25 protein-coding genes are annotated in these 23931 nt (G+C 62.0%); 10 read left to right on the forward strand and 15 right to left on the reverse strand.

The annotated features are described in order from the left end of the window. Together NTA49_RS00005 and NTA49_RS00010 are read right to left on the reverse strand one after the other, a co-directional pair. The coding region (locus tag NTA49_RS00005; RefSeq protein WP_258292594.1) for a GTP-binding protein at nucleotides 1-703 on the reverse strand (703 nt) is incomplete at its 3' end. Nucleotides 704-880: 177 nt separating this feature from the next. After that, nucleotides 881-1519, reverse strand: a complete 639-nt coding sequence (locus NTA49_RS00010; protein WP_258292595.1) for a hypothetical protein — start codon at nucleotides 1517-1519, stop codon at nucleotides 881-883. Between the two features lie 126 nt (nucleotides 1520-1645). On the opposite strand from NTA49_RS00010, the gene NTA49_RS00015 reads away from it, so the two are divergent. Beyond that, complete coding sequence (locus NTA49_RS00015; protein ID WP_258292596.1) at nucleotides 1646-3022, forward strand: cytochrome P450; 1377 nt, start codon at nucleotides 1646-1648, stop codon at nucleotides 3020-3022. A 65-nt stretch (nucleotides 3023-3087) separates the two neighbouring features. Here the strand turns inward: NTA49_RS00015 and NTA49_RS00020 are convergent, their stop codons facing one another. The 3 genes from NTA49_RS00020 to parC all read right to left on the reverse strand — a co-directional run bounded on the left by NTA49_RS00020 (nucleotide 3088) and on the right by parC (nucleotide 7858). Further along, nucleotides 3088-4215 carry a M48 family metallopeptidase gene (locus tag NTA49_RS00020; protein ID WP_258292597.1) on the reverse strand — a complete coding sequence of 376 codons (1128 nt, stop codon included), beginning with the start codon at nucleotides 4213-4215 and terminating at the stop codon, nucleotides 3088-3090. Beyond that, the gene (locus NTA49_RS00025) at nucleotides 4216-5442 is read right to left on the reverse strand and encodes a YjgN family protein (protein ID WP_258292598.1); all 1227 of its coding nucleotides are present in this window, start codon (nucleotides 5440-5442) and stop codon (nucleotides 4216-4218) included. Between the two features lie 94 nt (nucleotides 5443-5536). Next, nucleotides 5537-7858, reverse strand: coding sequence for a DNA topoisomerase IV subunit A (parC, locus tag NTA49_RS00030; RefSeq protein WP_258292599.1), 2322 nt, complete (start codon nucleotides 7856-7858; stop codon nucleotides 5537-5539). Between the two features lie 279 nt (nucleotides 7859-8137). On the opposite strand from parC, the gene NTA49_RS00035 reads away from it, so the two are divergent. The 6 genes from NTA49_RS00035 to NTA49_RS00060 all read left to right on the forward strand — a co-directional run bounded on the left by NTA49_RS00035 (nucleotide 8138) and on the right by NTA49_RS00060 (nucleotide 12286). Beyond that, on the forward strand, nucleotides 8138-8701 hold the full coding sequence (locus tag NTA49_RS00035; protein WP_258292600.1) for an SH3 domain-containing protein: 564 nt from the start codon (nucleotides 8138-8140) through the stop codon (nucleotides 8699-8701). A 59-nt stretch (nucleotides 8702-8760) separates the two neighbouring features. Further along, nucleotides 8761-9588: an SDR family NAD(P)-dependent oxidoreductase gene (locus NTA49_RS00040; protein WP_258292601.1), complete on the forward strand. Its 828-nt coding sequence runs from the start codon at nucleotides 8761-8763 to the stop codon at nucleotides 9586-9588. Nucleotides 9589-9661: 73 nt separating this feature from the next. Further along, the gene (locus NTA49_RS00045) at nucleotides 9662-9868 is read left to right on the forward strand and encodes a twin transmembrane helix small protein (RefSeq protein ID WP_258292602.1); all 207 of its coding nucleotides are present in this window, start codon (nucleotides 9662-9664) and stop codon (nucleotides 9866-9868) included. 1 nt (nucleotide 9869) lies between these two features. Beyond that, nucleotides 9870-10442 carry a cob(I)yrinic acid a,c-diamide adenosyltransferase gene (locus NTA49_RS00050; RefSeq protein ID WP_258292603.1) on the forward strand — a complete coding sequence of 191 codons (573 nt, stop codon included), beginning with the start codon at nucleotides 9870-9872 and terminating at the stop codon, nucleotides 10440-10442. Between the two features lie 159 nt (nucleotides 10443-10601). Then, a complete protein-coding gene (locus tag NTA49_RS00055; protein WP_258292604.1) occupies nucleotides 10602-11360 on the forward strand; it encodes an electron transfer flavoprotein subunit beta/FixA family protein in 759 nt (252 codons plus the stop codon). Next, on the forward strand, nucleotides 11360-12286 hold the full coding sequence (locus NTA49_RS00060; protein WP_258292605.1) for an electron transfer flavoprotein subunit alpha/FixB family protein: 927 nt from the start codon (nucleotides 11360-11362) through the stop codon (nucleotides 12284-12286). The genes NTA49_RS00055 and NTA49_RS00060 overlap by 1 nt, the downstream gene beginning before the upstream one ends. A gap of 73 nt (nucleotides 12287-12359) precedes the next feature. Here NTA49_RS00060 and NTA49_RS00065 read toward each other — a convergent pair whose 3' ends face one another. Beyond that, on the reverse strand, nucleotides 12360-13199 hold the full coding sequence (locus NTA49_RS00065; protein ID WP_258292606.1) for a DUF6473 family protein: 840 nt from the start codon (nucleotides 13197-13199) through the stop codon (nucleotides 12360-12362). A gap of 151 nt (nucleotides 13200-13350) precedes the next feature. On the opposite strand from NTA49_RS00065, the gene NTA49_RS00070 reads away from it, so the two are divergent. Then, the gene (locus NTA49_RS00070) at nucleotides 13351-14226 is read left to right on the forward strand and encodes a 3-hydroxybutyryl-CoA dehydrogenase (RefSeq protein WP_258292607.1); all 876 of its coding nucleotides are present in this window, start codon (nucleotides 13351-13353) and stop codon (nucleotides 14224-14226) included. 9 nt (nucleotides 14227-14235) lie between these two features. On the opposite strand, the gene NTA49_RS00075 is transcribed toward NTA49_RS00070, so the two are convergent. The 7 genes from NTA49_RS00075 to NTA49_RS00105 are packed head-to-tail and all read right to left on the reverse strand — an operon-like array spanning nucleotide 14236 to nucleotide 19615. Then, nucleotides 14236-15120 (reverse strand): lysophospholipid acyltransferase family protein, encoded by an 885-nt coding sequence (locus NTA49_RS00075; protein WP_332844275.1) that lies wholly within the window; start codon nucleotides 15118-15120, stop codon nucleotides 14236-14238. Nucleotides 15121-15168: 48 nt separating this feature from the next. Continuing rightward, entirely contained in the window at nucleotides 15169-15438 is a 270-nt protein-coding gene (locus NTA49_RS00080) for an HPr family phosphocarrier protein (protein ID WP_258292609.1), read from the reverse strand. Then, nucleotides 15435-15842, reverse strand: a complete 408-nt coding sequence (locus NTA49_RS00085; RefSeq protein ID WP_258292610.1) for a PTS sugar transporter subunit IIA — start codon at nucleotides 15840-15842, stop codon at nucleotides 15435-15437. The genes NTA49_RS00080 and NTA49_RS00085 overlap by 4 nt, the downstream gene beginning before the upstream one ends. Beyond that, a complete protein-coding gene (gene rapZ, locus NTA49_RS00090; protein ID WP_258292611.1) occupies nucleotides 15839-16729 on the reverse strand; it encodes an RNase adapter RapZ in 891 nt (296 codons plus the stop codon). Before rapZ ends, NTA49_RS00085 begins: the two co-directional genes overlap by 4 nt. A gap of 11 nt (nucleotides 16730-16740) precedes the next feature. Then, the gene (locus NTA49_RS00095; RefSeq protein ID WP_258292612.1) at nucleotides 16741-17175 is read right to left on the reverse strand and encodes an HPr kinase/phosphorylase; all 435 of its coding nucleotides are present in this window, start codon (nucleotides 17173-17175) and stop codon (nucleotides 16741-16743) included. A gap of 1 nt (nucleotide 17176) precedes the next feature. Then, on the reverse strand, nucleotides 17177-18904 hold the full coding sequence (locus NTA49_RS00100; RefSeq protein WP_261368046.1) for a sensor histidine kinase: 1728 nt from the start codon (nucleotides 18902-18904) through the stop codon (nucleotides 17177-17179). A 9-nt stretch (nucleotides 18905-18913) separates the two neighbouring features. Continuing rightward, complete coding sequence (locus NTA49_RS00105) at nucleotides 18914-19615, reverse strand: response regulator transcription factor (protein WP_258292614.1); 702 nt, start codon at nucleotides 19613-19615, stop codon at nucleotides 18914-18916. Nucleotides 19616-19962: 347 nt separating this feature from the next. Between NTA49_RS00105 and NTA49_RS00110 the strand changes: the two genes are divergently transcribed. Next, nucleotides 19963-21561, forward strand: coding sequence for a phosphoenolpyruvate carboxykinase (locus NTA49_RS00110; RefSeq protein WP_258292615.1), 1599 nt, complete (start codon nucleotides 19963-19965; stop codon nucleotides 21559-21561). A 78-nt stretch (nucleotides 21562-21639) separates the two neighbouring features. Here NTA49_RS00110 and NTA49_RS00115 read toward each other — a convergent pair whose 3' ends face one another. Continuing rightward, entirely contained in the window at nucleotides 21640-22344 is a 705-nt protein-coding gene (locus NTA49_RS00115) for a hypothetical protein (RefSeq protein WP_258292616.1), read from the reverse strand. Between the two features lie 184 nt (nucleotides 22345-22528). Continuing rightward, entirely contained in the window at nucleotides 22529-23359 is an 831-nt protein-coding gene (locus tag NTA49_RS00120) for a helix-turn-helix domain-containing protein (RefSeq protein WP_258292617.1), read from the reverse strand. A 209-nt stretch (nucleotides 23360-23568) separates the two neighbouring features. Here NTA49_RS00120 and NTA49_RS00125 point away from each other — a divergent pair, with 209 nt between their 5' ends. After that, nucleotides 23569-23931 carry a helix-turn-helix domain-containing protein gene (locus tag NTA49_RS00125; RefSeq protein WP_258292618.1) on the forward strand — a complete coding sequence of 121 codons (363 nt, stop codon included), beginning with the start codon at nucleotides 23569-23571 and terminating at the stop codon, nucleotides 23929-23931.

Consider the following 23931-nt stretch of genomic DNA (forward strand, 5'->3'; position numbering starts at 1 on the left):
TGATCACGCCACGCTCGATACGACCGGTCACAACCGTACCACGACCCGAGATCGAGAACACGTCTTCGACCGGCATCAGGAACGGCTGGTCCACGGCACGCTCGGGTGTCGGGATGTATTCGTCGACCGCTGCCATCAGCTTCTTGATCGACTCTTCGCCGATCGCAGGCTCGGTGCCGTTCATCGCGTGCAGAGCGGAGCCGGGGATGATCGGAATGTCGTCGCCGGGGTATTCGTACTTCGACAGAAGCTCGCGGATTTCCATTTCCACCAGTTCCAGCAGTTCCTCGTCGTCAACCTGGTCGACCTTGTTCATGTAGACGACCATGTAGGGAATGCCCACCTGGCGGCCCAGCAGGATGTGCTCGCGCGTTTGCGGCATCGGGCCGTCGGCTGCGTTCACGACCAGGATCGCGCCGTCCATCTGGGCGGCACCGGTGATCATGTTCTTGACGTAGTCGGCGTGGCCGGGGCAATCGACGTGCGCATAGTGACGCGTTTCGGTCTCATACTCGACGTGTGCGGTCGAGATGGTGATGCCGCGGGCTTTCTCTTCGGGGGCGCCGTCGATCTGGTCATACGCACGGAAGTCACCGAAATACTTGGTGATCGCCGCGGTCAGCGTGGTCTTGCCGTGGTCAACGTGGCCGATGGTGCCGATGTTGACGTGCGGTTTGTTGCGTTCAAACTTTGCCTTACCCATGAGAGGTGCCCTTTTTGGTTGTGGAATCCTTGCAGACCCAAATGCGTTCCGCGCGGCATGTATTGCCATTGCGCAGGAAAATCAAGCGGTCTTCATCGTTTTGCCCCCCTGCCCGGCCGCTGCGGCATCGGCCTATTGGCGCAAACCCCCGCGCGCAATTCACGCGCGGGAAAATCTTTACTCGGCGGCCACTTCCGCGTCCGCAGACAGGGCCGGCGCGTCGGCCATCGCCGTTTCCGATGTCTCTGCCGCCACCACGCCCGGACGTCCGGAGCCGGTGGTGACGAACCAGCCTTCCTCGTCCATCTGTTTGACCAGATAGCGCTCGATCGCCTTGGCCACGTTTTCAGACAGCTGTTGCAGCTGCTCTTCGGCAGAAAGCGTATAGCCCGATCCGACGACGGTGCCGGTGCCGAAGGTTTCCAACACGGTGATCGTGTGCGGCTTGTCGGTCAGTTTCTTACCCGCCGCGTCATCCCAGACCGTCAGGTTGATGATCAGGATCGACTTTGGCGACAACACCAGCGGCACGCCGGGGGCTGCCAGCACATAGCCCTCGACCGAGACGCCGAAGTGATAATTGCTGTCGCCGTCATAGCGGTCGAACCGCTGGGCGATGGCGCTCTGGACGGCCGAGGTCAGCTGCTCTTCGGTGGCATCGCGGCTCAGCGGGCCCTTTTGCGCCTTGGGCGCGACGACGACGTTGTGCATCAGGTTGAAATTGCCCAAAGGCACCGGTTTGTCGTTCAGGTCTCTGGCACCGCCACAGGCCGTCACCAGACCCATCACGCACATCATCATCACAAGCCGCAGCATTGCAGTCCTCCCGAAAGGATTGTTCGGGCAAAGGCCTAGCGGATGATCGACACAGGTGCAATTGGTCGCAGCGCGATTGCACGCGGGGTCAATGCACTTATATCCTAACCAAACAAGGAGAGCATGATGCCCGACACGGTTCTGCCGCAAGCCGCCCTGAGCCCCCTGCCCGTCCGCGTGCCATTGGTCAACGAGCCCTGGGGCCTGCTGCGCAGCCTGCAGGAGGCGCGGCGCAACGTGCTGTCGATCCTGCCCGAGATTGCCACGACGCAGCCGATGGTGTCGGGCAAGACCGGCAAGCGCTGGCATATGGTCATGGACCCACAGGCGATACGCGAGATGCTGCTCGACCGGGTAGATGATTATCCCAAGTCGCTGGTGACCAAGAACCTGCTGAAGCCCGCCATCGGAGAATCGCTGTTCATCGCAGAGGGCGCGCACTGGCGCTGGCAACGGCGCACGGCGGCACCGGTGTTTTCGCACCGCAACGTATCGGCCCTGGCCCCGATCATGTCAGAGGCCGCCGACCGCGCCTGCGACCGGATCGCAGATGCGGGTCCGCGTGCGGTCAACCTGCTGGACGAAATGGTGACCACGACCTTCGACGTGATCGCCGATGTGACCTTCTCGGGCGGCGATACGTTCGACCGCGACGGGGTGCACAACGCCATCGACAGCTATATCTCCGAGGCGGGCAAGATCTCGCTCTTCGATATTCTGGGCTTTCCCGACTGGGTGCCGCGCCCCGGTCGGGTGATGTCGGGCAAGGCGCTGAAAGAGATGAAATCGGTCGCCGACAAGGCCATCGAGGCGCGCGCCGCCCGTGGCACCAGCCCGGTGCCCGACCTGCTGGATCTGCTGTTGGCGGGTGAGGACCCCAAGTCCGGGCGCACGATGTCCACCGCCGAGCTGCGCGACAACCTGCTGACCTTCATCGTCGCGGGCCACGAGACGACCGCGCTGACGCTGGCGTGGTCGATGTACCTGGTGGCCTTCGATCAGGACGTGCAGGACCGCGCCCGCGCCGAGGCGCAATCGGTGCTTCAGGGGCGCGCGGCGGGTGCGGATGACGTGGTCAACCTGCCTTTCATCCGGCAGATCGTCGACGAGGCGCTGCGCCTCTATCCGCCTGCCGGGATCGTGTCGCGCACCGCGCTGAAAAAAGACACTCTGGGCGGGCGCGACATCCTGCCGGGGGATACGGTGATGATCCCGATCTACGCGCTGGGACGGTCGAAACTCTTGTGGGAAGACGCCGATGCGTTTCGCCCGGAGCGGTTTGCAGACCGCAAGTCCATCGACCGCTACGCCTATCTGCCCTTCGGCGACGGCCCGCGCATCTGCATCGGCGCGTCCTTCGCGCTGCAAGAGGCGGTGATCATTCTTGCGACCATATTGTCGCGGTTCCGGTTCAAACCTGTAGAGGGGCGTGATCCCAAGCCGGTGATGATCCTGACGCTCCGGCCCGAGGGCGGCGTCTGGCTGACCGCGGAACCTGCGTAGGGTGGGGGCGCTGCCCCCGACGCTTCGCGTCTCCCCCGGAGTTTAGTTGGCAAGATGAAGCAGCCTCAGTCACAGATCGCTTTCAGCGCCTTGAATTCGACATCGTTCAGCAGCGGCTCCGTCGCTCCTTGTGTCGCGGCAAAGTCGCGGGCGGCGTCGGCGCGCGCGGCGGTTTCGGGATGGCTGGACATATAGGTCGGCAGGTCCGGCATGATGCTTTCTATATCGGACAGACTGTCGAAGAAATCTGCAAAGCCGCGGGTCGTGACCCCGGCGTTATCCAGCATGGTCAGCGCGTAAAGATCGGCCTCGGCCTCGGCCTCGCGGGTGTAGCTTGAGTTGAGCATCCATTCCGCCATCGCAACCGCAACCGTGCCGCCCGCGAAATCGCCCAGCACCAGACCCAGAAGCCCCGCCGAGCCTGCCGCGCGCAGCGCGCCGCGCGTGCTGTCGCGGTTCTCGACATGGGCAATCTCGTGGGCCAGCACAGCCCCCACCGCTTCGGGCGTCACGGCGGCCTCGATCAAGCCGCGCACCAGCACGATCTGACCACCGGGCGCGGCAAAGGCGTTGACCATTTCGTGGTTCATCACCGAGATATTCAGATCATATGCGACGCCCGTGGTCCCCGTCAGCCTGTCGGTCAGCTTCTCCAGCGCCGCGTCGCCTGCAGGGCTGGAACAGATCAGCGTACCCGCCTCGTCCCCGCCCATGAAACGCTCCATCTGGCGGACCATGGACTTGCCCCAGGCGACTTCTCTTTCGATCGGGATGATCAGCGCCATCGTGCCAGCCATCGCGGGCAGGATGACAAAGATCATCACCGCCAGCGCCCCGACCGCCAGCCCCAGCCGCGTGAGCACCTTTTGCGCCGTACCCTTTGCCACGTCACGGCGGCGCAGATCGGGGCAAAGCCGCGTGATGTCGCGGATCATCTGCGCATCGAACACCGTCAGCCGCGCGGTCTCGATAAGCCCGCTGTCGTAGGAATGATCGGCCCGCAGGGTCAGCACCAGCTGATCCGAACGGGCCTGATCCGCAAGCGCGCGCAGGGCATCCATTGGCCAATGCTGAACGCCCTGCGGCAGATCGGGGTGGCGCAATGTCAGAACCTGCGCAGCGGGGTCCAGCGCCAGGTCCACGTCCAGACGCAGACCCGTTTCGCCGTCGAAATACCGCGCAGTCTGCTCCACTCAGATCGCTCCACCGATGTCGAGCGCGTCGGCGAAACCTTCCGCATCCGCTCCAGGATCGGCGGCACGCTGGCGGACCTGTTCGAGATGCGGCGCGTTGCCCACGACCACCGACGACACCACGTGACCGATGATGCGCTGGGTGATCATCACCAGCGACAGCCCGCCCAGCGCAAGGATCAGCGCCACGTAGAGCACGGCAACCAGGATGCCGCCGAGAATGCCGCCGCTCGGGTCAAAGTCCCCCGGACCGGCATCGCCGAACACCGAGGCCACCGATCCGAAACTCAGCCCTAGCGAGGCCATCAAAACCAGCCCCATCACCAGCACGCCGACAATCGTAGCACCGATGATCGCCGCAATTCCCGTCAGCACGATCCAGACCACCCGCCCCGTGCGCGCACCGGAATCGAAGGTCACCGCACCATCAAGCACCTTGGCGCGCGTCATCACGTTGAACGCGTAGATGCGGTAATAAACACCGCCCACGATCAACCAGATATATCCGACGAACGCCGATCCGATCACCAGAAAGGGGGACTCGGCAGAGATGCCCAAGGCGGTGCCGATCCCGATCAGCAGCACGGCAAAAAGCACATGTTTCAACCCCGGATAAAGCGATTGCCAGCGGCCGGACTGCTCGAACTTCGCATCGCCGTACCACATCCGGTCAGTCATGTACTTTTCCAGCCAGAAGGTCTGGCGCGGCAGCAGGATGCCCAGGGTGATCAGTGTCAAAAGCCCGTGGCCCAACGCGCGCCAGACATAGCCCCAGGCGCCGTTGTCCATGCCGAACCGCAGACCCCGCCAGCGGGTGCGCGCGGTCTTGTACCGGCGCGCGCGATAGGCGGCGAACAACAACAGCGGCAGCACCGCCAGCAATGTGATGTAGATCGCGCCGACCTGCGCCAGCGCTTCGATGTCGTTGCGCGGCTCGGTAAACAGGTTCAGACCGAAGTAGAACAGCGCCATCTGCACGATGCCCAGGTAGATCGCCAGAACCACGATCGCGAACAGAAAACCCAGCAACTTTTCCAGCCCGGTGCCGGTGTATTCAAAGCTGTCGCCATCGCCCGAGGTTGCCGACCAGATGTATTTGCGAATGCGGGTCTTTGCCCAGAACCGATAGATGCCCAGAGTGATCAGGGTCAGAAATGCGGTCTTGAAATAAAGCGAGAACAAAGGTCCCGCCTTGCCGTGATATTCACCGCTGATTGTCGCGTTCATGATGTGCCGTGTCCTTCGTCAAAAATAGCTTTTTACATGCGCATGTTGCCTGCGCATTTCTGTCGAGCCGGAAATGGGTCTCGTACGTGCAAGACTAGCTTTGGTTGAATCGGTTGTCGCGGGGAAATCCACGTGGAGCCATGCGGCCCGAACCCGCGCGCTTGCCACGCCACTCGGCCAGGTCGGTCTGCGTGCGGGTGCGGCCCGCCGGGTCCAGCCATGTCAGCCCGTCGGCCAGGGTAAAGGTCGTGGCATCGGACAGGCCACCGTCCTTGTATTTTTGCAGACGCACGCCCTTGCCCCGGCCCATTTCGGGCAGCTCAGTCAGATCGAACACCAGAACCTTGCGGTTTTCGCCCACCACGGCGACGGCATCGCCGGTCACGCGCTTGCACACCAGTGCCGAGACATCGCCGCGCACGTTTAACACCTGCTTGCCGCTGCGGGTCTGCGCGATCACCTCGTTTTCGGGCACCACGAACCCGTCGCCTGCGGTCGAGGCGACCAGCAATCTGGCGTCGGGCTGGTGGATGAACAGATCGACGATCTGCGCCTCGTTCGGCAGATCGACCATCAGACGCAGCGGCTCGCCCATGCCACGCCCGCCGGGCAGATTGGCAGCCGAAAGCGTATAAAACCGCCCGTTCGACCCGAAGACCAGCAGCCTGTCGGTGGTTTCGGCATGAAAGACAAAGCGCGGCGCGTCGCCGTCCTTGAACTTCAGCTCGCGCGTCAGGTCGATGTGGCCGGTCATCGCGCGGATCCAGCCCATCTGGCTGCACACCACGGTGATCGGTTCGCGGTCGATCATCGCCTCCAGCGGCACGTCTTCGACCTGTCCGGCTTCGGCAAATGTGGTGCGGCGTGCGCCCGCGTTGGGCGTGTCGCCAATCGACCAGTCCTTGCCGAACTGCTTCTTGGTCACCTTCAACTGCTCGGCGATCGCGTCCCATTGCAGGTGCGGGTTTTCCAGCAGATCTTCAAGGCCCGCGCGCTCTTCCATCAGGGCGGATTGTTCGCGCAACAATTCCAGCTCTTCCAGACGGCGCAGGCTGCGCAGACGCATGTTCAGGATCGCGTCGGCCTGAACGTCGGTCAGCGATTCCTCGGTCGCGGGCGGCGGCGAGCGGTAGTCGTTCTCGTCCGTGGCACGCACATGATCGCGGCCCCAGTCTTCGCGCATCAGCGCGGCCTTGGGCGCGTCGTCATAGCGGATGATGTCGATCAGACGGTCCAGGTTGAGGAAGGCAATGATGAAGCCTTCCAGCACTTCCAGCCGATGGTCGATCTTTTCCATGCGGTGCAGGCTGCGCCGCTCCAGCACTTCGCGGCGGAAATCGAGGAAAGCGCGCAGCACCTCCTTCATCGAGCAGACCTTGGGCGTCACGCCGTCGATCAGCACGTTCATGTTCATCGAAAACCGCACTTCCAGATCGGTGTTGCGGTAGAGCATCCCCATCAGCACATCGGGGTCGACGTTTTTCGAACGCGGTTCCAGCACCAGCCGGATGTCATCAGCGCTTTCGTCGCGCACGTCGCCCAGGATCGGAACCTTCTTGGTCTGGATCACCTCGGCCAGCTTTTCGATCAGCTTGGATTTCTGCACCTGATAGGGGATCTCGGTGACCACGATCTGCCATTGCCCGCGCCCCAGGTCCTCGACCTCGTAGCGGCAGCGCAGACGAAAGCCGCCTTTGCCCGTGCGATAATTCTCGGCGATGCTTTCAGGCGGCTCGACGATGATCCCGCCGGTGGGGAAATCGGGGCCCTTGACGAAATTCAACAGCGTGTCGTCGCGCGCATCCGGTGTCTTGATCAAATGCAGGCAGGCATCGCACAGCTCGGCAATGTTATGGGGTGGGATGTTGGTCGCCATGCCCACGGCGATGCCCGACGATCCGTTGGCCAGCAAGTTGGGAAACTGCGCGGGCAAAACGACCGGTTCGGTCAGCGTACCATCATAGTTGTCGCGAAAATCGACGGCGTTTTCGTTCAGACCGTCCAGCAGCGCCTCGGCCACGGCGGTCATGCGCGCTTCGGTGTAGCGGCTGGCGGCGGGGTTGTCGCCGTCGATGTTGCCAAAGTTGCCCTGACCGTCAACCAGCGGGTAGCGCACGTTGAAATCCTGCGCCAGACGCGCCATCGCGTCATAGATCGCGGCGTCGCCGTGCGGGTGATAGTTGCCCATCACGTCGCCGGAAATCTTGGCGGATTTGCGAAAGCCCCCGGTAGACGACAGGCGCAATTCGCGCATCGCGAACAGGATACGGCGGTGCACCGGTTTCAGCCCGTCGCGCGCATCGGGCAAGGCACGGTGCATGATCGTGGACAGCGCATAGGTCAGATAGCGATCCCCCAGCGCGCGGCGCAGCGGTTCGGACAGGTCCAGATTGGAAGGTTCGGTGATATCTGACATGGATGCTGTGTAGTCATCTGCCCCAAACGGGACAAGAGGGCAAAACACTGCAATCCGCGCAGGGAACCGTTTGCACGGGTGCGGCGTTGCATAACCAACACGGGGACTACAGGTGCAGACGCCTGAACCCGTTTCTCGCTGCGCTTTGTGCGCCTGCATGATAGGGTACAAACAGCCCGCGCATAAGCTGCCGCGCATGCAGGGTTTTTTCTGGGGGTTATTTGTATGTTTCGTTTCATTATTCTTACGTTTGTGTTTTTGGGCTGGGCCTTTTTCGAAATGAGCGGGGGGACCGACTTTGACGGCGAAGCCCTGCGGATGTCACGCATTGACGCTGATGACACCACACCGACCGCACCGACCGCGCCCAAGACACTGCTTGCCGATGTCGACACGCAGCGCAGCGCGGGCGAAGTCACACGCGTGTCCCTGAACCTGGCCAGCACCAGCGATGTCGCAGCACCCGCCAAGCCGTTGCCCACCGTGGTGCAACCTGCGGGTTTCGACGGCGCGACGCTCAGCAGCGCATCAATGAACGTCTCGGATGGCCCAGAGATCATCCTGCCCAGTCTGATCCCATCGGCCCAACCCGAAGCGGCAAGCCAGCCCGAGACCGAACAACTGGTCACGGTGGACAACGGGTTTTCCGACATGCGCTCGGTTTCGGCCAGCCGCGTGAACGTGCGCGGTGGCCCCGGCACGCAGTACGGCGTTGTCGACAATCTGACACGGGGCACACAGGTCGAAATCCTGCAGGACCCCGGCAACGGCTGGGTCAAGCTGCGCCCGATCGAGGGCGGCGCCGAGGGTTGGATGGCCGACTTTTTGCTGACCAGCGGCTGATTGCCAACAGCGCGCACCCGTGACACACCTGCCCGCATGATCTTGCGGGCAGATATGTCATGAAATCCATTCTCATCACCGGATGCTCTTCGGGCATCGGATATGCGGCGGCGCATGGCCTGCGGGCACGCGGCTGGCGGGTCTTTGCATCCTGCCGACAGGCCGAGGATTGCGCCCGCCTGCACGCTGAAGGGTTCGACAGCCCGCGCATCGACTATACCGACGAGGCCAGCATCACCGCGGGCCTTGCCGAAGTGCTGGCGGCCACGGGCGGCACGCTGGACGCGCTCTTCAACAACGGCGCGCATGCAACGCCCGGCGCGGTCGAGGATCTGCCAACCGACGGGCTGCGCGCCCTGTTCGAAGCGAATTTCTTTGGCTGGCACACGCTGACCCGCGCCGTGATCCCGGTGATGCGCGCCCAAGGGCACGGGCGGATCGTGCAATGCTCGTCGATCCTGGGGTTCATCACGATGCCGTGGCGCGGTGCCTATAATGCATCAAAACACGCGCTCGAAGGGCTGACGAGCACCCTGCGTGTCGAGATGCGCGACACCGATATTCACATCTGCCTGATCGAACCCGGCCCCGTCACCAGCCTGTTTCGCACCAATGCAGTCACACATTTCGAACGCTGGATCGAATGGCGCGCCTCGGCGCGTGCCGACCAGTACCAGACCAAGCTGCTGAAACGGCTCTATGCCGAGAATACAGGGCCCGATACCTTCGAACTGCCCCCCGAAGCGGTTGTGAAAAAGTTGATCCACGCCATCGAAAGCCCCCGCCCGAAGCCGCGTTATTACGTCACGGTCCCAACGCATGTCATGGGATTCCTGCAGCGGATTTTGCCGACGCGGGCGCTCGACTGGATACTATCACGGGCCTAAGTGGCGCAAACGGGTTCGCATTCGTCGCGCAGACCACTACATCAGTCTACAAACACAGAATAAGGAACTGGTCATGACCTCTGATCCAATGTTCATCCTGATCCTGCTGGCCTGTGCGGCCGTCGTTCTGGTGCTGGTCACCGGGCTGGGCGGCTTTGCCAAGGGCGACGGCTGGGCCTCGAAGAACTCGAACAAGCTGATGCGCATGCGGATCATGGCACAATTTGCCGCCGTGGTGTTGATCGTGATTGCCATTCTGTGGCGCCAGTCAGGAGGTTGAAATGGTCGTTCTGAACAAAATCTACACACGTACCGGCGACAAGGGCGAAACGGCCCTGGGCGACGGCAGCCGCGTGGCCAAGCACAACGCTCGGGTCAACGCCTATGGCACTTCGGACGAACTGAACGCCTTTGTGGGTGTCGCACGGCTTGAGGCGACGGGGGCCACCGACGCAGCCCTTGCGCGTATCCAGAACGATCTTTTCGATCTGGGCGCGGACCTGTGCCGCCCCGACATGGAGGGCGACGCCAAGGCCGAATATCCGCCCCTGCGCATGATCGACGCCCAGGTGGACCGGCTGGAGCAGGAGATCGACGTGATGAACGCCGAGCTTGAGCCCCTGCGCAGCTTCGTGCTGCCGGGCGGTGCGGCACTCGCCGCACATCTGCACGTCTGCCGTACTGTTTCGCGCCGGGCCGAGCGTCTGGCGGTAGAGCTTTCCACATTGGAACAGGTCAACCCGTCGGCGATCAGATACCTCAACCGTCTCAGCGACTGGTTTTTCGTCGCCTCGCGCATTGCCAATAACAGCGGCAAGGACGATGTGCTATGGGTGCCGGGCGCGAACCGTTGACGCAACGAAACCGGGAGGGCGGGGCCAAAACGCGGCGTCGCCAGCCCATAATGTGACGATTTTACCCTGTTTCCCCACCGAGGGCTTGGGTAAACCCGTTCGGAATGAAGTGTTGGCTTGCCTTTTGGTGAGTCGAATATTGTCAAGGAAGGAACGCTCATGAAGGTGCTGGTGCCTGTCAAACGCGTGATCGACTATAACGTGAAAGTGCGCGTCAAAGCGGACGGATCGGGTGTTGATCTTGCAAACGTGAAAATGTCGATGAACCCGTTCGACGAGATTGCCGTCGAACAGGCGATCCGTATGAAAGAGGCCGGTCAGGTCGAGGAAATCGTCGCGGTTTCCATCGGCGTCAAGCAGGCGCAGGAAACCCTGCGCACCGCTCTGGCGATGGGCGCGGACCGTGCGATCCTGGTGATCGCGGCGGACGACGTGCATCAGGACATCGAACCGCTGACCGTCGCCAAGATCCTCAAGGCGGTCGTCGAAGAAGAGCAGCCGGGCCTCGTGCTCTGCGGCAAGCAGGCGATCGACAACGACATGAACGCCACCGGCCAGATGCTGTCGGCACTGCTGGGCTGGAGCCAGGCGACATTCGCCTCGAAAGTCGAGATCGAAGGCGACAAGGCCAAGGTCACGCGCGAAGTCGACGGCGGCCTGCAAACCATCGAAGTCAACATGCCGACCGTCATCTCGGTCGACCTGCGCCTGAACGAGCCGCGCTATGCTTCGCTGCCCAACATCATGAAGGCGAAGAAAAAGCCGCTGGATGAGAAGACCGCAGCCGATTACGGCGTCGACACGGCGCTGCATCTGGAAGTGATCAGCACCAAAGAGCCCGAAGCCCGCGCGGCAGGTGAAATGGTTGCCGATGTGGACGCTCTGGTGGCGAAACTCAAAGAAAAAGGAGTCGTATAATGGCTGTTCTGCTTCTTGCTGAAGTGACCGACGGCGAACTGTCGATGGACGCCACCGCCAAAGCCGTCACCGCCTCGAAAGCCTTGGGTGACGTGACCGTTCTGTGCGCGGGCGGCTCTGCCGCTGCGGCGGGCGAAGTGGCCGCGACAATCGAAGGCGTGTCCAAGGTGCTGGTCGCCGAAGACCCGTCGCTCGGCCACCGCCTTGCGGAATCCACCGCAGCATTGATCGTGTCGCTTGCGGATGACTACGAGCACATCGTGGCCCCCGCCACCACCGACGCGAAAAACGTGATGCCCCGTGTCGCGGCGCTCCTGGACGTGATGATCATCTCCGACGCCTCCGGCGTTGTGGACGGCGACACGTTCGAGCGTCCGATCTACGCGGGCAACGCGATCCAGACCGTGAAATCGAAAGACGCGAAAAAAGTCATCACCTTCCGCACATCGACATTCGATGCCGCCGGAACCGGTGGCTCTGCTTCGGTCGAGACGATTTCAGCAGCCGCAGATCCCGGTCTGTCGTCCTGGGTCGAAGACATGGTCGCCGCCAGCGACCGCCCCGAGCTGACATCGGCCGGTGTCGTTGTCTCCGGCGGCCGTGGTGTCGGGTCGGAAGACGACTTCAAACTGATCGAGCAACTGGCAGACAAACTCGGTGCCGCCGTCGGCGCATCGCGTGCGGCTGTGGACAGCGGCTATGCCCCGAACGACTGGCAGGTCGGCCAGACCGGCAAGGTCGTCGCCCCCGAGCTTTATGTCGCGGTCGGCATTTCCGGCGCGATCCAGCACCTTGCGGGCATGAAAGACAGCAAGATCATCGTCGCGATCAACAAGGACGAAGAGGCGCCGATCTTCCAGGTGGCCGATTACGGTCTGGTTGCCGACCTGTTCACGGCTGTGCCCGAACTGATCGAAAAACTGTAAACCGGACGGGCCCGGCCCTTCCGCCGTCTACGAAAGGGCCCGCCAGCGATGGCGGGCCTGTTGCGTCTCGGTCTTACGTCTTTGCCAGACGCCCCAGCAGTTGCCGCAACACCGGGGCAAGTGCCTCTGCGGCCTCCTCGTGCGCCACCGGACCCAGCATGGTCTGCGCGGCGGGGCGCTCCATCTCGGAAAACACCATGCCGTCGGTCCCCTGCGCGCGGGCGTGATCCGATGCCTTTACCTCGACCACGGCTGAAACCCTGCCGCGCAACGCCTCGATCATCTCGCGCGTGACGAACCACGGATCGCAACCCATCGCGTCCTCGCGGTTATCCGGTTCGACAGCCCCGAACCACAACAGAACCGTCTTGCCGGGAATACGCCCCAGCAGGTGGTGCATCCACGCGACCCACGCGCTTTGCAATTCGTCACGAACGGTGCGGAACCGCACGGGCGAAACTGCGCTCAGATGCGTCAGCATGTGCTTGTTGAAATTGAATTCAGCAAAGTCCACATCGCGAAAGATCGCCTCCAACAGACCAGACGGCTTGAGAAACCTGTCATTGCGGCGCGGATGGACCGAATAGAACCGGTTCGACATATTCTGTGCGCTCAGCACCTGCAGCACGGTCACCTTCGCCTTGGCCCCGATCTCCGTCAGTTGCGGATCAGAGGCAAAGACCTCGATGCCCGCATTGGTGCAGCCCAGATTGACGCAAGGCAGCCCCAACTGCTCCTCGACCAGCACCGGAAACGGTTTGGCCACGAATTTCCCATATGTCTCCGTACCGCCGAAAAACGCCACATACGGCTTTTTCAACGACTTGCGCGGCCCGCGAAACAACACCTTCGACGTGCCATAACGACACGGCAAATAGTCCAGGGGCCCCTGGCCCATAGCATCATAGGTCATCAACCCACCTCTCATTTTCACCCGAAGCCGGGTATAACGGGCAGGTCCTTAGAATTTGCTAACAGGGTCAGACCCGCCCGCGCGGCTCTTCACACCTTGCGGCCAGAGGCACGGGACGCATATGGTGCGCTAACAGCAGAAGGGGCATTTCATGGACATCAAGACGGTCGGGATCGTGGGCGCGGGTCAAATGGGCAACGGCATTGCGCATGTGATGGCGCTTGCAGGCTATGACGTGACGATGACGGACATCAGCGACGACGCGCTGAAAGCCGCCATAGCGCTGATCGACAGCAACATGGAACGGCAGGTCAGCCGCGACAAGATCACCGCCGAAACCAAGGCCGACGCGATGGCGCGGATCACCACGACGGTGAAGCTGACCGATCTGGGCCCCAGCGATCTGATCATCGAGGCCGCGACCGAACGCGAAACCGTCAAGCAGGCGATCTTCGAGGACCTGCTGCCCCACCTGAAACCCCATACGATCCTGACGTCGAACACCTCGTCGATCTCGATCACCCGGCTGGCCAGCCGCACGGACCGGCCCGAGAAGTTCATGGGCTTTCACTTCATGAACCCGGTGCCGGTGATGCAACTGGTCGAACTGATCCGCGGCATCGCCACCGATGCCGAAACCTACGACGCCTGCAAACAGGTCGTGGACAAGCTGGGCAAGACCGCTGCCAGCGCCGAGGATTTCCCCGCCTTCATCGTCAACCGCATCCTGATGCCGATGATCAACGAAGCAGTCTATACCCTCTACGAGGGCGTCGGCAGTGTGCAATCCATCGACAGTTCGATGAAACTGGGTGCGAACCACCCGATGGGGCCGCTGGAACTGGCGGACTTCATCGGTCTGGACACCTGCCTTGCGATCATGAACGTCCTGCACGACGGGCTGGCGGACACCAAGTACCGCCCCTGCCCGCTGTTGACCAAATACGTCGAGGCAGGCTGGCTGGGTCGCAAGACAGAGCGCGGGTTCTACGACTATCGCGGTGAAACGCCGGTGCCGACGCGCTAACGGCCGCGCTCAACCTTCAAGGTTGAGCGTATGCGCGCGCAGCCACGCCATGAAGCCGCGCGGATCATCGGCCCAGGCCTTGATGTCCTCTGGCGGGATCGGGTCGCCGACGATAGGCCCCTGCGGCTTGTTCAGCGAATAGACGATCTCGTGCAACAAAAGCCCCTGCCGCAGCATCGGCGACAGCTTGTTGGCGATCTGGTAGGCGCGGCTGTTCTGACCGGGGAACTTCATCGGCACCACGGTCGCACCTGACCGGCGGATCAACGCGGCGGTGAACACGTTCCACTCCGCCTCGACCGCTGGCCCCATATAGGTTTCCGATGCAGCGACCTGCCCCGAAGGGAACAGGGCGACGACACCGCCCTCCTTCAGGTGCTTCATCGCCTTGGCCCGCATCTCGACGCCCTTGCGCTGCGCATCGGGGTCGTGCGGGAACGGCACGGGGATCATGTAGCTGCCCGCCACCTCGTCGATGGCCGTCAGAAGCGAACGGGTCAGGATGCGGTAATCCGGGCGCACACGCCCGATCAGATCGCCAAAGATCATGCCGTCGACCATGCCGTGCGGATGGTTCGCCACCACGATGACCGGCCCTTCCTTGGGGATACGGTCCAGCTGGTTCTGCGGCGTGGTAAGCTCGATGCCCATCACATCGAGGCAGGCGCGCCAGAACGCCTGGCCCTGCGGCGCGCCCCGGCGTTCAAATTTGCGGATCAGACGCAGGATCGTCAGCTTGCCGGTAAACGCCTCCATCAGACGGATAAAGCGCGCTTTCCACGGATCGTCAAAGGTCGAGGCATAGGACAGGCTGCGGCGGTCATATTTGGTAAACGTGACCGTTTCGTCCTGCCTCTGTGTCAAGCCTGCTGAGCTCTGCGAGCTTTCAACCACGTCTGTGTCACCCTTTGTCATGCCGTGAAATCAGCGACCGCCTGAGGTTCAGGCGCCTTCGCCGAATTTGTCCGCGACCAAGGCCGTCAACGCTTCTGCAAGCGCCTCGGCGTCCGGACCGGAGGTTTCAACGTCAATAAAGGTTCCTTTGGAGGCTGCCAACATCAAAAGCCCCATAATACTGTCACCCGAAGCCGACATTCCGTCCTTGACGACCTCGGCCTGCGCGTCGAATGCCTCGACGACTTCGACCAGTTTGGCCGACGCGCGGGCGTGCAGCCCCTTTTCGTTGACGATCTTCAGGGTGCATTTGGTCATACGTGGTTCGGGCTTTCTGCGCTGACATTCTGGCTGTCGATATACTTTTTGCCCGCGTCCAATGCCGCGCGAACGGCATCGCCTACAGGTTTGTGCCGACTTTTGGCCAGTTTGATCAGCATAGGCAAGTTCGCACCGTAAAGAATGCGGCGTCCCTGCGGCTGACAGGCCCGCAGCGACAGATTGGACGGCGACCCGCCATAAAGATCGGTCACCACGACGACACCGTCGCCATCATCGACTTCGTCGGCTGCGGTGCAGATCTCGGCCTGTTTTTCGGCCCGGTCGTGGTTCGCCTCGATGGCGATGGCGCGCACACCGGATTGCGAGCCGACAACATGTTCGATGGCGGCGAGATACTCTCGCGCCAGTCCGCCATGTGCAACAATCACAATTCCGATCACTCTGCCCCGTCCTTTTTCCGGCGGTCCAATTCGCGATGCCTAATTGACACCTGCCAGCCTGCCTTCGCAAGGGCCGCAGCACAGGTTTCCGCCATGGCAACCGACCGATGTTGCCCGCCGGTACATCCAAATGCGATCGACAGGTGCGATTTCCCCTCTTCCGCGAATGCCGGCAGCAACCACAGCGCGAGATCGGTGGTCTTGGCGACAAATTCCGCATGGCGCGAATCTGTGGCGATATGGTCCTGCACGATCTTCTCGGTGCCATTGGCCGCGCGCAACGACGGCTCCCAATAGGGGTTCTTCAGGAACCGGCAGTCAAACACCATGTCGACGCTGCGCGGCAGCCCGCGCTTGTACGAAAAGCTCTCGACCGAGACCGACAGATGGTCCTGCTCGTCCGGGGCGAACCATTCCTCGACAGCGGCGCGCAACTGGTGGACGTTCAACTGCGAGGTGTCGATCAGGATGTCGGCACGGGCACGCAGAGGTCCCAGCATGTCAAGCTCGCGCGCGATACCCGCCTCGGGGCGGTCACCATCGGCCAGCGGGTGCCTGCGGCGCGTCTCGGAAAAACGACGCAGCAGCACGTCGGTGTCGCAGTCGAGATACAAAAGCTCCGGCACCAGCCCCGGCACGGCCGCGATCTGTCCCAGGGCGTCCGTGACCGCATTCACCGAAAAATCGCGCGTGCGCGGGTCTATCCCCAGCGCCAGCGGACCGGTGCTGGACGGATCATCGAGCAGCGCGCGGATCAGACGCAGGGGCATGTTGTCGATCGCCTCGAACCCCAGATCTTCCAGCGCGCGGATGGCACTGGACCGGCCGGCACCTGACGGTCCGGTGATCAACACGAGGCGGCGATGGGTGGGTTCTGTCTGGGTCATATCCTGCTGCGTCATAGGTCGGCGGCTCCGGCCCTAAGATACTGTCTGATTGCGGCAGGCCAAGCGGCGGTATCGCACTTGTGAAGACAGGGCAAGTCGACGCCCAGCAGCGTATACGAATGCGGCTGCGGCAGGCGTTGGGTCTCATCTTGGTCCAGATCAATCACCAGCGTCACCGGGACCGGCCCGGCAGCCTCGGCGTTAAGGACGCCGACACCCCGCGCCTCGATCAGACCGCGCAGCGCGTCGGGTGCATCCGCCATGATCCGGGCACCCTCCTTGTGCAGCACTGTGCGGTCATCCGAGACCAGCACAGCCCCCAGTGCCATCATGTGCAGTGCAAGCGATGATTTCCCCGAACCCGCCGCGCCCACGATCGCGACGCCGCGGCCCGACATTGCCACTGTCGTTGCGTGGATCGTGACCGGGTCCGCCGGGGTCGGCATATCAGACCGGCAGACCCACGACGAAACGGGCGCCCAGCGGCTCGCTGGTGATATCGGCATCGGTCGGGCGAATGTTCTCTGCCCAGATCACGCCGCCATGCGCCTCAACGATCTGTTTCGAGATCGCAAGGCCAAGGCCGGAGTTGTTGCCAAAATGCTCTTCGGGACGTTGGGAATAGAACCGCTTGAAGATCTTCGTCAGCGCCTGATCGGGAATGCCAGGCCCGGTGTCCTCCACCACCACCAGCACGCGGTTTTCCTTCTTGCGGGCCCAGACGCGGATCGCGTCGCCGTCCTCGCAGAAGGAAATCGCATTGGTGATCAGGTTGACGAAGACCTGCGCCAACCGCGCCTCAAGCCCGTGCACCTGCAAAGGTTGCGCGGGCAGATCAGTGATAAAGTCGATGCCCTTGGACTTGGCGTCCTCGCCCAGATATTCGCTGAGATTGCCCAGCATCTTGAGCAGATCGAAAGGCTCTTCCTCTTCCTTGACCAGTTCTGAATCCAGCCGCGAGGCATTGGAAATATCGCTGACCAGACGGTCGAGACGGCGCACATCGTGGTCGATCACGTCCAACAGCTTCTCGCGCTGGTCTTCGCGCTTGATCAGCCGCAGCGTGCCCACGGCGGACCGCAGTGAGGCCAGCGGGTTCTTGATCTCGTGCGCGACGTCGGCGGCGAATTGTTCGTTGCCGTCGATACGATTGTAGAGCGCCGCGATCATGCCGCGCAGCGCACCCGAAAGCCGTCCGATTTCATCGGGCCGCGCGGTCAGGTCGGGAATGCGGATGCGGCCGGGGTTCACCTTGCGCTGGTTGCGGTCGCGGCCCAGTTCGGCGGCGGCGGCCAGATCTGCCAGCGGGTTGGCGATAGTCGACGCCAGCACCAGGCTGAGCCCGACGGATACCAGCGTGGCGATCACGAACATCTGCAAGACGCGCTCGCGCTCGCTGCGGACCAGGTTGTCGATCTCGCCGGCAGCCGAGGTGATGCCGACGACGCCAACGGCGGTGCCACCTTGCAGGATAGGGGTCACGACGCTGAAAAGCGTGCCGCCAACGGTATCAAGCCCGTCGCGCACCTGCGTGCCGCCGGTCAGGCTGACCGGGACCAATGTGCGCAACTGATCCTCGACCGTGGGCACGTTCATCGGCGGATCGGTCGCAAAGGGTGCCGACAGCTTGCCCCAGAGCCAGCTGAGCCCGTCGGTCAGGATCGTCCGGTTGCCACCATCGGGCAGCCCAATCAGGGGTTGCACCGCGTTGCCTTCGATGCTGGACACCAGCGTGCCCGACGGGTCGAACACCAGAACCTCGATACCGCTGCGCAGGTCCAGCCCTTGCAGGGTGGTGGCCACATCCACGCCGTCGCCCGTGGTAAGGCTGACAGGCGCGCCCACGGGCAATTGCGCCTCGATCACGTCCGCGATCAGTTCGGCCTCGCTGACCATCGAGGTGGCGCGCTGCACGGCCAGACTGTCACGCGACGAATTGAGGTAGAGGATACCGGCGACCAGGACGTTCAGCGCGATCAGGTTGAAGGTGATGATCTTGCGTGTCAGAGGCGACCCGCGCAACGAAAAGAGCCCGCGCCGCGCGCGGCTGGCACGGATTTCCCTGCCGGTTTCCGAGCGGTCGGGCGCGACCCAATCGTCGCCCAGCACAACGTCGCCATCACGCGATGGGGGTGGGGCCAAGTCCCGCACAAAGTTCCTTTCGGCCAGCGCCATTTGCCCGTGTCACTCTTCGTTGTAACGATAGCCGATCCCATACAGCGTCTCAATCGCCGAAAAGGAATCGTCGGCGGTGCGCATCTTCTTACGCAACCGCTTGATGTGGCTGTCAATTGTCCGGTCGTCGACATAGACCTGATCGTCATAGGCGACGTCCATCAGCTGGTCTCGCGACTTGACGAAACCGGGCCGCTGGGCCAACGCCTGCAGCAGCAGAAATTCGGTCACGGTCAGCGAGACATCGTTGCCCTTCCAGCTGACCGAATGGCGCAGCGGATCCATCCGCAGATCGCCGCGTTCCATCACCTTGGTCTCTTCGGTGTCGCCGACCTCGTCCGTGGCGACCGCATCCTGACGGCGCAACAGCGCGCGGATGCGTTCGACCAGCAGGCGCTGACTGAAGGGCTTCTTGACGTAATCGTCAGCGCCCATGCGCAGACCCAGAACCTCGTCGATCTCATCGTCCTTGGAGGTCAGGAAAATCACCGGCATCGAAGTCTTCTGGCGCAGCCGCTGCAACAGGTCCATCCCGTCCATGCGCGGCATCTTGATGTCCAGAACCGCCATGTCCGGCAGCCCCTTGTTGAAGGCGTCCAGCGCCGCCTGCCCGTCATTATAGGTTTCCACCTCAAAGCCTTCGGCCTCAAGCGTCATCGAAACTGACGTCAGGATGTTCCTGTCGTCATCTACCAATGCGATCTTCGACATTGCCCATACCCTTTATGCTGCTCAATATTGTTTTTTACCCATACATCCAGAAATTAACGGGTCGAATCAATCCTTAACTGCGAATCGGCTGGCTCCAACGCCGCAATTGCGCCACAATTTGGTTAGGAATGGCTAAATTGACGCACTTTTTCTTACCGTGGCAAGCCCTGGATCAAGGCACGTAGCGCTACTTGGGCCAAAGATCGCGGTGGTGGCGCTAACTGTGCCAAAGCGTCCTGTTCATGTTTGGAAACCTCATGTTATGAGGCGATCAGGCCATGATGGCCGCGGCGCGCCAGCGTCGTATTTGGCACCATCCGCCCGTGGCGGCGACAGGGAGACGACACATGACATCTGGACGGGTGAACCCGAATTTCCGGCTTGAAGATCAAGGGATCGAGGAGCTGGGCAATGTCTATTACAACCTGATCGAGCCTGCGCTGGTCGAAACAGCCCTGTCACGCGGCGAAGGCACCCTGGGCAAGGGCGGTGCCTTTTTGGTGACCACGGGCAAGTTTACGGGGCGCTCGCCCAAGGACAAGCACGTGGTGAAAACCGCCAGCGTCGCCGACAATATCTGGTGGGAAAACAACGCCGCGATGTCCGAGGCGGGCTTTGACGCGCTCTATGATGACATGCTGGCCCACATGAAGGGCCGCGATTATTTCGTGCAGGACCTGATCGGCGGTGCCGACCCCGCCTATGCGATCAACGTGCGCATGGTCACCGAACTGGCCTGGCATGGCCTCTTCATCCGCCATCTTCTGCGCCGCCCCGACCGCGAGGACCTGGAAGACTTCGTGGCCGATTTCACCATCATCAACTGCCCCTCGTTCAAGGCGGACCCGGCCAAGCACGACTGCCGCTCCGAGACCGTGATCGCGCTGAACTTCGACCGCAAGATCATCCTGATCGGCGGCACCGAATATGCGGGCGAGAACAAGAAGTCGGTCTTTACCCTGCTGAACTACATGCTGCCCGAAAAAGGCGTGATGCCGATGCACTGCTCGGCCAACCACGCCACGGGCAACCCTGTCGACACTGCCGTGTTCTTCGGCCTCAGCGGCACCGGCAAGACCACCCTTTCCGCCGACCCTGCCCGCACGCTGATCGGCGACGACGAACACGGCTGGTCGGATCGCGGCACCTTCAACTTCGAGGGCGGCTGCTATGCAAAGACGATCAACCTGAGCGCCGAGGCCGAGCCGGAAATCTATGCCACGACCGAAAAATTCGGCACCGTGATCGAAAACATGATCTTCGACGACGAAACCAAGAACCTCGACTTCGCCGACGACAGCCTGACTGCGAACATGCGCTGCGCATATCCGCTGCACTATATCTCGAACGCGTCCAAAACCGCCCTGGGCGGGCACCCCAAGAACATCATCATGCTGACCTGCGACGCATTCGGCGTGCTGCCCCCCATCGCGCGGCTGACACCGGCGCAGGCGATGTACCACTTCCTGTCGGGCTTCACGTCCAAGGTTGCCGGAACCGAGCGTGGCGTGACCGAACCCGAGCCCACGTTCTCCACCTGCTTCGGTGCGCCATTCATGCCGCGCCGTCCCGAAGTCTACGGCAACCTCTTGCGTGACAAGATCGCCCGCCACGGCGCGACCTGCTGGCTGGTCAACACCGGCTGGACGGGCGGCGCCTATGGCACCGGCAGCCGGATGCCGATCCGCGCCACCCGATCGCTGCTGACGGCGGCGCTGGACGGCAGCCTCGGCAATGCGAAGTTCCGCAAAGACGCCAACTTCGGCTTCGAAGTGCCGGTCAACGTGGACGGCGTCGCCGACATCCTGCTGGACCCGCGGCGCACTTGGGGCGATGCAGCAAGCTATGACCGTCAGGCCGAAAAGCTGGTCGAGATGTTCGCATCCAACTTCGCGCAGTACCTGCCGCATATCGACGACGACGTGCGCGCCGCTGCCATCGGCTGAACGCACCCCATCCAGACACGACACAAGAAAGCCCCCGACACCCCTAAGGTGCGGGGGCTTTTTCATGCGAGGTCAGGATCAGGCCGCAAGGTCCAGCGGCACATGGATGATGTGCTGAAGATCCTCGAACCCCATATAGACCATGTTGCCCTCGACCGGCTTGTTCTGGCCTTCGATCTTCCAGCTCAGGCAGAACGGATCGACGTGCATATACCCCTCGCGCTCGGCCAGTCCACGCCGGGCGATGGTTCGCGGCATGAAGCCAAAGACGTAATCGGGCTGCCACTGCAACAGGCTGGTCAGGAACGCGAACCGCGCAAGGATATCGACGATCCCGCGCCCGCGATAATTGCCCTCTTCAGGGTTGATCCACATTTCGCCGTGATAGCAGACCTTGCCCGCCATGCGACGCGCCCCCGGACCCGACTTGTACCAGGAATCGTCCAGATCAATCGGCACGCCCGACGGCGGATAGGCGCGAAAGTTCTGCTCCATGTGATCGGCCAGCGTATGCCCCTGAAGGTCGATCAACCGCACCGCCTGTGTCTGCACGATCTTGCCCTGCGGGTTGCGCCCGACAGACCAGAACCCCTTGTCCGCCGTCATGTCAGAGCGCGCGGTATCAAACGGCAGGCTGACCGGCTGGTGAGGCCGACACTGTGAAATCAAGGCCTTATATTCGTTGAAATCGTCACCGACAGAAATGTAAAGCTGTCGCTTTGCCAACAACTCAACCGTTTCCGTCAGCAAACGCGAGCCTTCAAAGACAGTGTGGATGCTCATCAGGATTCTCCTTCGTGAGACGCATGAACAGGATGAACGGTGGCAGGCGGACATCCCGTTCATGCCCGCATCAGACACAGTTCCAGCCCGAGACATACACCAAACGTGTTGCATTTGCATGGCAGAAGACATGCGCCAGCCAGATCGGCGTGGCCCTGACACGCATGGCCAGCTCCGTCAGCGGTCAGATATCGACGTTCATTTCCCAGTCCGCGTCCATCGTGTTGGCGAATTTCTCCGGCAGGTCGTCGATCATCAGATCGTTGGTCCGCTCGATGATGTTGACCAGCGCAAAGGATCCGTCAGGGAACCGCGCGCCCAGCAGCAGACGCGCATAGCTCAGCGGCATCAGCGGTGTGCCGGGCTTTCGCGCCACCGTTGTGTGTATGTGGTCAAAGCGCAGCGCGTTGTTCGCCGCGATCTCCTGAAAGGTGCCCTCCATGAGGTCACTGATCAGCGGCCCGCCCGGGAGTGCCTCGAGCGTGCGGCCAATGGAACTGCTTTGCCATTCCCAGCCGAACCAGGTGGCGAAGGAAGACTCGCGCCCCACGTCCACACAGACCCAGTGCTGATCGTTGGGCCGGAACACCATCGCATAGGGGCGCACGGGCTGGAACGCGGGATGCTCGATGTTGCCGCCAGACTCGGCCCAGTACCGCATGCACGCGCGCATGAACTCGGACCCGTTCTGCCACAGATCGCCCAGGGGGCGTTGCTGCATGAAAAAGCGCCATTCGCCATCTTCCTTGGAAATGCGCAGCATGCCGTGTTCAAAACCGACCTCGGAGGTCAGCCAGGCGTTGCCGCGCGACAGCAGCGTCAGAGCCTCTGGCAACGCACTGGCGCCGCGCTCGGTCAGCTCGTATCGGCGGTCCCTGATTCGAAACAGGTCGAATCCCTTGGCCTGCTCCAGGAACGAAATGTGCCGTCGCACGGTCTGACGAGTGCTTCCCAGTTCCTCTACAGCCGAAGACAGGTTCAAATGACGCGCCAAAGTGGTGAATGAGCGCAGCATTTCAAACAAGAGGGGGTGATGGTCGTAGTGTACATCTGAAGGCTTACGTGTAATTTTACGGCCCCTTTCAACCTATACTTTTATTAGTGGTACATAAATCATCCAGTGATGCAACATCTATGCACCCCATTTGTAAAAATCTATGCACTTGATTGCGGACGAGATTCCGATGATCACTGACCGCCATACAACCGGAGGTACTTAAACAGATGTCTCATCCCGTAGATATTCATGTTGGTCGTAAGCTGAAACAAGCACGCACCCTGCGACGCATGTCGCAAACAGATGTTGCACGTCAGCTGAAACTGTCTTTCCAACAAATCCAGAAATACGAAATCGGCTCGAACCGCATCGCGGCCAGCCGTCTTTACGACCTGTCACGCATTCTTCAGGTGCCGACCTCTTACTTTTTCGAAGGCCTGACCGACGCGGACAGCGCACAGGAAAGCACCCGCGATCACGGTCTCGATATCGTCAACGCAGTGGCCTCCATCGAGGATGAGCAGATCAAGTCCCGCATCGTCACCTTCATCGAAGACGTGTCCGGGCGTACCGTCGCCAAATCAGCCTGA

The sequence above is a fragment of the Pseudosulfitobacter koreensis genome, assembly GCF_024733015.1.
GTDB classification, from domain to species: Bacteria; Pseudomonadota; Alphaproteobacteria; order Rhodobacterales; family Rhodobacteraceae; genus Pseudosulfitobacter; species Pseudosulfitobacter koreensis.

Excerpts from the sequence above, each read along its gene's own strand:
- NTA49_RS00045 (WP_258292602.1), top strand. The coding sequence starts at position 9,662 with ATGACCTCTGATCCAATGTTCATCCTGATCCTGCTGGCCTGTGCGGCC.
- NTA49_RS00125 (WP_258292618.1), top strand. The coding sequence starts at position 23,569 with ATGTCTCATCCCGTAGATATTCATGTTGGTCGTAAGCTGAAACAAGCA.
- NTA49_RS00080 (WP_258292609.1), bottom strand. The coding sequence starts at position 15,438 with ATGACCAAATGCACCCTGAAGATCGTCAACGAAAAGGGGCTGCACGCC.
- parC (WP_258292599.1), bottom strand. The coding sequence starts at position 7,858 with ATGTCAGATATCACCGAACCTTCCAATCTGGACCTGTCCGAACCGCTG.
- NTA49_RS00025 (WP_258292598.1), bottom strand. The coding sequence starts at position 5,442 with ATGAACGCGACAATCAGCGGTGAATATCACGGCAAGGCGGGACCTTTG.
- NTA49_RS00120 (WP_258292617.1), bottom strand. The coding sequence starts at position 23,359 with ATGCTGCGCTCATTCACCACTTTGGCGCGTCATTTGAACCTGTCTTCG.
- NTA49_RS00070 (WP_258292607.1), top strand. The coding sequence starts at position 13,351 with ATGGACATCAAGACGGTCGGGATCGTGGGCGCGGGTCAAATGGGCAAC.
- NTA49_RS00060 (WP_258292605.1), top strand. The coding sequence starts at position 11,360 with ATGGCTGTTCTGCTTCTTGCTGAAGTGACCGACGGCGAACTGTCGATG.
- rapZ (WP_258292611.1), bottom strand. The coding sequence starts at position 16,729 with ATGACCCAGACAGAACCCACCCATCGCCGCCTCGTGTTGATCACCGGA.
- NTA49_RS00010 (WP_258292595.1), bottom strand. The coding sequence starts at position 1,519 with ATGCTGCGGCTTGTGATGATGATGTGCGTGATGGGTCTGGTGACGGCC.
- NTA49_RS00050 (WP_258292603.1), top strand. The coding sequence starts at position 9,870 with ATGGTCGTTCTGAACAAAATCTACACACGTACCGGCGACAAGGGCGAA.
- NTA49_RS00095 (WP_258292612.1), bottom strand. The coding sequence starts at position 17,175 with ATGCCGACCCCGGCGGACCCGGTCACGATCCACGCAACGACAGTGGCA.
- NTA49_RS00040 (WP_258292601.1), top strand. The coding sequence starts at position 8,761 with ATGAAATCCATTCTCATCACCGGATGCTCTTCGGGCATCGGATATGCG.
- NTA49_RS00015 (WP_258292596.1), top strand. The coding sequence starts at position 1,646 with ATGCCCGACACGGTTCTGCCGCAAGCCGCCCTGAGCCCCCTGCCCGTC.
- NTA49_RS00110 (WP_258292615.1), top strand. The coding sequence starts at position 19,963 with ATGACATCTGGACGGGTGAACCCGAATTTCCGGCTTGAAGATCAAGGG.
- NTA49_RS00100 (WP_261368046.1), bottom strand. The coding sequence starts at position 18,904 with ATGGCGCTGGCCGAAAGGAACTTTGTGCGGGACTTGGCCCCACCCCCA.
- NTA49_RS00115 (WP_258292616.1), bottom strand. The coding sequence starts at position 22,344 with ATGAGCATCCACACTGTCTTTGAAGGCTCGCGTTTGCTGACGGAAACG.
- NTA49_RS00065 (WP_258292606.1), bottom strand. The coding sequence starts at position 13,199 with ATGACCTATGATGCTATGGGCCAGGGGCCCCTGGACTATTTGCCGTGT.
- NTA49_RS00105 (WP_258292614.1), bottom strand. The coding sequence starts at position 19,615 with ATGTCGAAGATCGCATTGGTAGATGACGACAGGAACATCCTGACGTCA.
- NTA49_RS00035 (WP_258292600.1), top strand. The coding sequence starts at position 8,138 with ATGAGCGGGGGGACCGACTTTGACGGCGAAGCCCTGCGGATGTCACGC.
- NTA49_RS00055 (WP_258292604.1), top strand. The coding sequence starts at position 10,602 with ATGAAGGTGCTGGTGCCTGTCAAACGCGTGATCGACTATAACGTGAAA.